The organism is Anaerotignum lactatifermentans, from assembly GCF_016902535.1.
In the GTDB taxonomy this organism is placed as follows: domain Bacteria; phylum Bacillota; class Clostridia; order Lachnospirales; family Anaerotignaceae; genus Anaerotignum; species Anaerotignum lactatifermentans_A.
In genome coordinates this window covers 1-8906 of sequence record NZ_JACSNY010000029.1, presented here as the reverse complement: position 1 = coordinate 8906, position 8906 = coordinate 1, and the positions used below count along the sequence as shown (strand labels likewise).

The following is an 8906-nucleotide window of genomic DNA, read 5'->3' as shown; positions in this document are numbered from 1 at the left end:
TGCGGATGACAGGACTTGAACCTGCACGGGCGCAATGCCCACTAGAACCTGAATCTAGCGCGTCTGCCAATTCCGCCACATCCGCATATTGTATTGATTTTCATACAATCTTGCTTGCCTAGTTAGGATACTACGTTTTCCTCCTCTTGTCAATACTTTTTCAAAAAACTTTTAAAAAACTATTTTTCATATCTCTCCCGAGCAAAGAAAAAAGACCATCTTTCTGATGGTCTCTTTCGGCTGCGGATGACAGGACTTGAACCTGCACGGGCGCAATGCCCACTAGAACCTGAATCTAGCGCGTCTGCCAATTCCGCCACATCCGCATATTTGGTTTCAGCTTTTTTCGCTGACTAGGATAGTATAATCCAAAACCAAACATTTGTCAACATCTTTTTTTATTTTTTTCTCAGCAAAATATAGGGACCAGCACCGGCACCACCAACGTGCAGATGACACCGCTGACAAAGGCCAAAATCGCCGTTTTGCTGTCTGTATACTTGCTCAGCAGTGGCAGAGTCGTATCCATGGCCGTAGCGCCCGCCGGCGCGATGGCTGTATAGACGTTTCGCCCCGCCAGTACCGGCACCACCAGAAAGGTCAGCACCTCCCGGAACACATTGGATAAAAAGGAAATGGTACCTCCCACAGGATTGCCCGCTTCTGTCATCAAAATGCCCGACAGACTGTACCAGCCCAGTCCCGAGGTAATAGCCAGTCCTTCTTTCATGCCCATGCCAAGAATCGCCGCGCCCAAAGCGCCGCCGGCCAAAGACCCCAGCACCACGCCCAGCGGGATCACCAGAATCCGCAGCCCCATGCGGCGGATCTGTCCAAAGACCTCCCGGTTGACTCCCATGTCAATGCCCACGGAAAACAGCAGAATCAGCAGCATATAGGAGGACGCCGCGTCCAGAAAATTCCCCAGACCATCCGGCATCACCGCGCCGGCGCCGATTCCCAGGGCCAAAGCGATCAAAATAGCCTTGCTCATGATTTTTCCCCCTTTCCCAGAAAAATCCTGGTCAGAAGATATACCGCCGCCACAGAACCAGCCGCCGCCAGCACCGTAAAGAGTAGCGCCTTGCCGCCCAAAGACGGCAGGGCGCTGATGATCTCCCCGTTTCTGCCGATACTGACTCCCATACAGAAAATCAGCAGCATCAGCCAGACAGTCTGTGATTTGGCGTTGATCTTCAGGCCTTTTTCCTTGAGCAGTCCAAAAAAACCAATGAGAAAGCCCAGTCCCAGCACAAGAAATATCTTCGCCATGTCTCTTATACCTGCTTCATCAGTTCCACAACTTTGTCGATTTCTTCTCTGGACACATATTTATGGGTCGCAAAGCGCATGATGCCGTTGTCCTCACCGTTGATTACCACATCATGTTTCGCCATATAGTCCACCAGCTCCGCGGAAGAAAGAGGATAGTCTTTCAGACGGAAGAATACCATATTGATCTGCTGGCGTTCCTTGTAAACCTCCAGCCCCTTTACGCCGCAAAGAGCCTCCGCCATATACGCGGCGTTGTCATGGTCCTCCTGGAGCCGCTTGCTCATCTTCGTCAGGGCAATCTTGCCGGCTGCCGCCAGAATACCCACCTGACGCATACCGCCGCCGATGATCTTTCTTTTTCTTCTTGCCTGCGCGATAAATTCTCTGCTGCCTACCAGCACAGAACCCACCGGCGCGCAAAGACCCTTGGACAGACATACGGATACCGTATCCACATACTGCGCGATTTCCTTCGCCTCTACGCCCAGCACTGCCGCCGCGTTAAAAATGCGGGCGCCGTCCAGATGAATGGGCAGACTGTATTTGTCCGCCAGTTCTCTTACCTTTTTCATGTACTCCAGATTTCTTACCTGGCCGTCGGAATCGGCGTTTTCATAGGTAATGAGCGCTGTTCTGGGCTGATGGATGTCTTCCGGGTCTTTCCGGATATATTTTTCCAGAATATCCAGAGGCATTTCCCCATTGACGTTCTGCACTGTCCGCAGCTGCGCCCCGGCAATGATAGCCGCCGCACCCGCTTCATGGGCCACAATATGGCAGTTGTCCGGCAGAATTACTTCTTCTCCCCGGTTCACATGAGTAAACAGGGCAATCTGATTGCTCATGACGCCGCTGGCCACAAACAGCCCCGCTTCCTTGCCCATCATTTCCGCCGCCAGTTCTTCCAGCTCTCTGACGGTCACGTCGTCGCCGTAAACGTCATCGCCCACAGGTGCCTCAAACATGGCCTGCCGCATTTCCTGGGTAGGCACTGTAACTGTGTCGCTTCTTAAATCGATTTTTCCGTTAATCATGCTTCTGCCTCCTCTGTCATCTTCGCTCTCAGCGCGTCAATGTCCTCGTTTTCAATATATTCATCAAAGGTCATCTGTCGGTCAATGATACCGCCCGGCAGGATCTCAATGATCCGGTTGGCAATGGTCTGAGTGAACTGATGGTCATGGGAATCAAAGAGCAGTGTCCCCTTGTAGTCCATCAGCCCCTCATTCAGTGCCGTAATGGATTCCAGATCCAGATGGTTGGTGGGTTCGTCCAGAATCATCACGTTGGCCCCGCTCATCATCATCTTGCACAGCATACAGCGCACACGCTCGCCGCCGGAAAGCACATTGGCCTCCTTCAGAGCTTCCTCGCCGCTGAAGAGCATTCTTCCCAGCCAGCCGCGGATATCAGCGTCATACTGCTCCCCTTCCTTGGCAAAGGGACGCAGCCACTCGATCAGAGAGTCGTGGCAGCCATCGAAGTATTCCGCGTTATCCTTAGGGAAATACGCTGTTTTTGTGGTGATGCCCCACTTGAAGCTGCCTTCGTCCGGCTCCATTTCTCCCATCAGGATACGGAACAGAGTGGTTCTCGCGATTTCGTCCTTCCCTACAAAAGCCACTTTGTCGTTGGGCCGGATCATAAAGCTGACATTATCCAGCACCTTTTTGCCGTCAATGGTTTTAGACAAACCTTCCACCAGCAGCACGTCGTTGCCTACCTCTCTGTCCTGCTTGAAGCTGCAGAAGGGGTATCTTCTGGAGGAAGGCTTAATGGTATCCATCTGCAAATTATCCAGCAGCTTCTTTCTGCTGGTAGCCTGTTTCGCTTTGGAAGCGTTGGCGCTGAACCGCTGGATGAATTCCTGCAGTTCTTTGATCTTCTGCTCTACCCGCTTGTTCTGGTCCTTCAGCTGCCGCTGTGTCATCTGGGTATAGCTGTACCAGAAATCATAGTTGCCTACGTACATGGTAATCTTGCCATAGTCGATATCTGCAATATTGGTACAGATTTTGTTCAGGAAATGTCTGTCGTGGGATACCACGATAACCGTATTCTCAAAATCCATCAGGAAGTTTTCCAGCCATTTGATGGCGTGCAGATCCAGATGGTTGGTCGGCTCGTCCAGCAGCAAAATGTCCGGATTCCCGAACAGCGCCTGTGCCAGCAGTACCTTCACCTTCTGGGTACCGGTCAGCTCCTTCATCTTCACATAATGAAACTCATTGGTAACTCCCAGACCGTTGAGCAAAATCTCCGCGTTGGATTCCGCGGACCATCCGTCCAGCTCCGCGAACTCCCCTTCCAGTTCCGACACCTTGATGCCATCCTCGTCGGTGAAGTCCTCCTTGGAATACAGAGCCTCTTTTTCCTTCATGATGTCATACAGCCGTTTGTGGCCGTACAGCACCGTTTCCACTACGCCGAACTCGTCGAACATAAAGTGGTCCTGCTTCAGCACCGCCATACGTTCCCCGGGCGTTACAAAGACGGACCCCTTATTCGGCTCCATCTCTCCGGCCAGAATCTTTAAAAATGTGGATTTCCCCGCGCCATTGGCGCCGATGAGTCCATAACAGTTTCCTTTTGTAAAATTGATATTCACGTCGTTAAACAGCACGCGCCCGCCATACTGCAGGCTCACACCCTGTGCAGCGATCATACCTTTTTGCTCCTTTCATCCGCTCCCATCCCCGGGAGCGCCTTCTTCTTTTTTTCAAATCCTACCTATTATATCTCATTCCCCGGCTAAAGAACAGCCCAAAATCAAAAAACACCGCTGTTTTTCCGCTTTTTTGCAAAAATAAAAGGCGCGCCCCGAAACTTCCGGGGCTGCCGCCTCTTCTTCTCCCTATATCTCAGGATGCCTGATCCTCGTTCATGTTATAGGAGATCTCTTTTTCATAATTGATGGCGCTGCTGGCCTCCGCGGGCACCGCCACTTCCTTGACCTCATCGATCTGGGAAATATCCATGGTCACCTGATACTCCTGCACCGTGACGCCGCCGCTTTCGCTCTGCAGCTCCCGCATCACGTTATCCGTCACCTTCTGCTGCACCTTTGTCAGCTCCAGTGTACAGGAAACCGGTTCTCCCGTCTCTTCCTCCAGTACCAGCGTCACAGGCACATCCTCCACATCCGTGTAGTAATTCTCCCCAATGCCGCTCATGCCGGAAAACTGCAGCAAGCTGCCGCCGTTGACCACTTCATAAACCGCCGCCGCGGGGATCACGCCGCTCAATGTTACCTGATCGTCCTGCGCGCCGGACTGCGTCCAATCCTGCCCCTTCTCCAGAGCCAGAAGCAGATTTTCCCTTACATCATAGATCTGCATGCTCTGCAGGGCCATTTCCGCGGTCAGGGACATCTCTGTCCATTCCTCGCCATAGTTCATATACATGCTGACCTCATCCTCGTTCTTTTCTGTCAGATAGGTCTGGGTACGCACGCTTTGCCCGCTGAACATGTTCTCAATATCCACCTTCATCTGAAGAGGCTCTTCGATCATAGCGATCTCCGCTGCCATGCTGTCCTCGTTGTCATCCATACGAGACACTACCTTCAGCGTACCCGCGTAGCTTCCCGCTTCTGTCAGCGTCTGCGCCGCTTCTGTCACATATTCCTCCGCAGAGCGTGTCTGCGTCGCTGTATCCTCAGCAGGGGAAGCACCGCAGCCTGTCATACTGAGCACCATCGCCGCGGCCAGAATACTGCTCATCCAAATCTTATTCTTCTTCATGTTTAACCCCCCTCTGCGTGATATTTCTTTGCATAAACAATTTCTTTTTTTCGTGTTTCTCTTTAGTTTCATTTTATCCAAAAGAATTTTTCTTTGCAAGGGATTTGCGTATCTTTCAGAAAAATATAAGAATTTTGTTCCTTTTTCGCAGGAAAATCTCCACTTCTTTGCATTTTTTTGCATAAAAACAGTTCTTTCCCTCCACATGCTTTCATTTTACGCCGCTGATCTGGCGGATCACCTCGCCTGCCAAAATCAGCCCCGCCGCCGAAGGCACAAAGGAAATACTGCCGGGTACGGCGCGTCTGCCTTCCTCCTGCAAAAGACGCGGCTTTCTGGCCTCCTCTTTGGAGTAAACCACCTTTACGCCGGAAATCCTCCTGTCCTTCAATTCCTTTCGCATGACCTTAGCCAGCGGGCAGACGGAGGTCTTGGCAATATCCGCCACCTCAAAGCGAGTCGGGTCCAGCTTGTTGCCCGTTCCCATGGAGCAGATCACCGACGTTCCCGCTTTTTTGGCTTCCTCAATCAGGATCAGCTTGCTGGTAACCATATCAATGGCGTCCACAATATAATCAAAGGAGGAAAAATCAATAAGGTCTCTGTTCTGGGCTCCGTAAACGCAGCAGAAGGTCTCCACCTCTGTCTCCGGGCAGATATCCCGGATGCGTTCCGCCATGACCTCCACTTTAGGCCGGCCTACGGTACTGTGCAGCGCGATGAGCTGACGGTTGATATTGGAAACGCTGACCACGTCCCCATCCACCAGCGTCAGGTGGCCGATGCCGCCTCTGGCCAGAGCCTCCGTTACAAAGGAACCCACGCCGCCAATGCCGAACACCGCCACTTTTGCCGCCCGTAGTCTGGCCATCGCGTCCTCTCCCAGCAACATTTCCTCCCGCATAAAAATCTCTTCCATCATTTATTTCTTCTCTCCTTCCGGGGTTTTTCTCTGCCGCTGCGGCGTTTTCTGCCACAGCAGGGGCTCGTAGAGCCGCAAAATGGTACGGACTACGCCGTCCTTGCTTTTCAGTTCATAATCCGCCACAGCCCTTGCCTCCGGCGAAGCCTCTCTGGTGGCATAGGAAATATCCGCCGCCGCCATCATGGACAAATCATTCCGGTTGCTGCCAAAGGCCACAATCCGGCGTTTTTCGCCGCCCAGATTCTCCAGCAGCCGCTGCATCATATATTCCTTAGTGGCGTTCTTATGATAAATCTTCAAATGACAGTATCCCTCCGGCGTCTCCGTTTTATCCCGCAAAAACAGCAGTTCTCCTTCCGTATCCATCCGGCGGATCTCCGCCTCCGCCATATCCGCGTCCTCATCCGTCAGCACCAGCAGGATATACACAATCGCCCCCTCCTCAGGCACCTCCCCATGGACATAGTTGCGATAGGGAGAGGTTCTGGCTCTTTCGTAGAGCTTCTGCTCCTCCTCGTTGCGAAACTCCCGGTAATAAATCAGCAGCGCATCCTCCAGCACCACATTCAGGAAGTAATGCAGATCCTTCTCCTGCAAAAAATGGCAGATCCTTTTTGTCATCTCCTTCGACAGTGCGTTGCAGGCCAGATATCGTTTTTCCTTCATATCAAACAGCACCGCCCCATCCATAGCAATGACCGGCAGATTCAGATGGATGCCGCCCACGTCCGCCAGCAGGGAGGCCGGTGTACGTTCTGTGGCGATGGTAAAGGCCACACCGTCGTTCAAAAGCTGATTCAGTTCAAATACGCTGTAAGGCGTCACGCCCGTCTTTTCTCCGCACAATGCCCCGTCAAATCCCGATACGAAGAAAAATTCCTCTCGCCGCTTTCGGGGCAGATGGATCATATTAACGCATAAGGAAACCAGAATACCTACTATGGTCTCCAAAGAACGGTTGAAGGCGTCCACCAGAGGGCCGTACCGCCCATCCGACAAAGTAACACTCAGCAGCACCACCGCCGCCATGGCGGAAGCGCCTGTCTTTTTCATAACCACAGTGATATACATGGCCGGGATCACCGCCAGAGAAATGATGACATAATCCAGAAACTCCACTCTGGGCGGAATCCACTGAAACAAATACAGCACAAAAAGACCCATGGCCGCCCCCGTCAGTGTCCCGATAATTCGGTTAAAGGCCACGGTGACGCTGTTTTCCACATATGGCTGCATACAGATGATGGCCGCGATGGTGGAAAATACAGGCACTCCCTGCTTCCCCCGCAGCAGATAGATCAACAGGCAGATCGCCACAGCTAGGGCCGTTTTTATCATACGCATTCCGATCCTAGGCAATACCGCCACCCTCTTTCTTCTTTATATAATGTAATAATGTATCAGTATAAAATCCCGTCCATGCTCTGTCAAGTTCCCGATACAGGCAATCCGCAGGCACAAAAAAGCCGTTTTTTCGCGTCAGCCATACATTTTGCGAAAAAACCCTTTCCACAAAATAAAAACGAAACGGCTTTTTCTGCCTCCCTGCTTTATAAAGAGAGAAAAAGGGCGGATGCCCCCGCCTTGCGGCAGAACACATCCGTCCTTTCCACTTTTTTTCACAAGAAAGTCTTATGCTTCTTTCTTTTTGTTGTATTCTTCCAGTTCCAGGATTGCATCCTTAATCATCGCGGGTGTGATTTCATAAGGTGTGTAATCCAGGTCGTACTTCTTAACAGTTTCTTCCAGAACAGGGTCCAGTTCTTCTACTGTTACTTCGATATCAGCCAGTTTGGTAGGCAGTTTCATGCCTTTGTAGAAATCGAAGAATCTGTCCAGCTTGTCATACTGTTTGTCCAGTGTCAGCAGTACCAATGTGCCGTAGGAAACAACTTCGCCGTGACGATGTCTTTCTTCTACCTGAGGCAGGATGGTCATGCTGTTGAACAGAGCATGTGCCAGGTTTGTGTTGTACTTATGGGAGTCTACCATGTTGGATACCATACCTGTGTTGATGAAGATATCCAGAGCAACCATTTCAATGGCTTTAGAAGCACGATTGTTTTTGCAGTCTTCCATTGCCTGAACGCCGTATTTCAGCAGAGGCTCTGTGCAGCAGCCGCTCAGAGCAACGCCGGCCTGTTCGGACAGTGTCAGTTCGTCTTCTTTGCCTCTTGCGGAGAATTTTACTTCGATCTCCTTACTCATACCGTCGCCGATACCAGCCCACAGGAAGGATGCGGGTGCTTCCGCGATAACCTTTGTGGAAATAAAGATGTGTACAGGGGGTCTGTCTACACGGAAGAATGTACGGAATACATGGTTCGGGTAGTAGTAGATACCCAGCGCGGAGTTACATGCGCATGTGGAAGCGATGGTAGGGAATGTAAAATAAGGCTTATTCAGGTTGTGTGCAACCAGCTTGCCTGTGTCGATGGCTTTGCCGCCGCCCAGGCAGAAGATCATGTCCGCGTTCTTTACATTATCCTGCTGCTGCAGTTCTTCTGCGTATTCGAATGCAGCTTCACCGGGGAACAGAACGTATTCGATATTGATGCTGGTGTCCTTTGTAGCCTCATCCAGATATTTTTTTGTTGCGTTGATGGAGATCTCATCACTGATAACAACTGCCTTTGTGCCATAAGGGCGGCAAACAGCCTCGATTTCCTTATAAGCGTCTTCGCCTGCGCTGTAGCCCGGGAAAAATACAGAATAGTTGTCCATTATCATTCTCCTCCTATTAGATTCAAAAATTACCAGCTTTTTTTGTTTTTAAAATTGTACTGCCGCTCTAAATCAGTTCTTCACTTTGTTCGCTTTGTATTTTCTGATGGCGTCAGCCAGTTTCGGCAGGATTACCTTAACGTCGCCGACAATACCCAGGTCGGATACTTCGAAAATAGGAGCTGTGTCGTTCTTGTTGATGGAGATAACCAGTTCGGAGCCTTCCATACCAGCTACAT

8 protein-coding genes and 2 tRNA genes are annotated in these 8906 nt (G+C 51.1%); all 10 read right to left on the bottom strand.

Annotation, left to right across the window (positions count from 1 at the left end):
• A tRNA-Leu gene (locus tag H9X84_RS12460) sits at positions 1-85 on the bottom strand.
• A gap of 156 nt (positions 86-241) precedes the next feature.
• Positions 242-326 (bottom strand) — tRNA-Leu (locus H9X84_RS12455).
• Positions 327-409: 83 nt separating this feature from the next.
• Positions 410-994 (bottom strand): lysine exporter LysO family protein, encoded by a 585-nt coding sequence (locus H9X84_RS12450; protein ID WP_205134566.1) that lies wholly within the window; start codon positions 992-994, stop codon positions 410-412.
• Positions 991-1272, bottom strand: coding sequence for a LysO family transporter (locus tag H9X84_RS12445; protein WP_205134567.1), 282 nt, complete (start codon positions 1270-1272; stop codon positions 991-993). Before H9X84_RS12445 ends, H9X84_RS12450 begins: the two co-directional genes overlap by 4 nt.
• A 5-nt stretch (positions 1273-1277) precedes the next feature.
• Positions 1278-2309: a low-specificity L-threonine aldolase gene (gene ltaE, locus H9X84_RS12440; protein ID WP_205134568.1), complete on the bottom strand. Its 1032-nt coding sequence runs from the start codon at positions 2307-2309 to the stop codon at positions 1278-1280.
• Positions 2306-3940, bottom strand: coding sequence for an ABC-F family ATP-binding cassette domain-containing protein (locus H9X84_RS12435; protein ID WP_205134569.1), 1635 nt, complete (start codon positions 3938-3940; stop codon positions 2306-2308). Before H9X84_RS12435 ends, ltaE begins: the two co-directional genes overlap by 4 nt.
• A gap of 196 nt (positions 3941-4136) precedes the next feature.
• Positions 4137-5018, bottom strand: a complete 882-nt coding sequence (locus tag H9X84_RS12430; RefSeq protein WP_205134570.1) for a hypothetical protein — start codon at positions 5016-5018, stop codon at positions 4137-4139.
• 211 nt (positions 5019-5229) lie between these two features.
• Entirely contained in the window at positions 5230-5937 is a 708-nt protein-coding gene (locus H9X84_RS12425; RefSeq protein ID WP_205134573.1) for a tRNA threonylcarbamoyladenosine dehydratase, read from the bottom strand.
• Between the two features lie 3 nt (positions 5938-5940).
• Positions 5941-7287, bottom strand: a complete 1347-nt coding sequence (locus H9X84_RS12420) for an HAD hydrolase family protein (RefSeq protein WP_275552263.1) — start codon at positions 7285-7287, stop codon at positions 5941-5943.
• Between the two features lie 288 nt (positions 7288-7575).
• Positions 7576-8667: an iron-containing alcohol dehydrogenase family protein gene (locus tag H9X84_RS12415; RefSeq protein WP_205134572.1), complete on the bottom strand. Its 1092-nt coding sequence runs from the start codon at positions 8665-8667 to the stop codon at positions 7576-7578.
• Positions 8668-8906 lie beyond the last annotated feature (239 nt).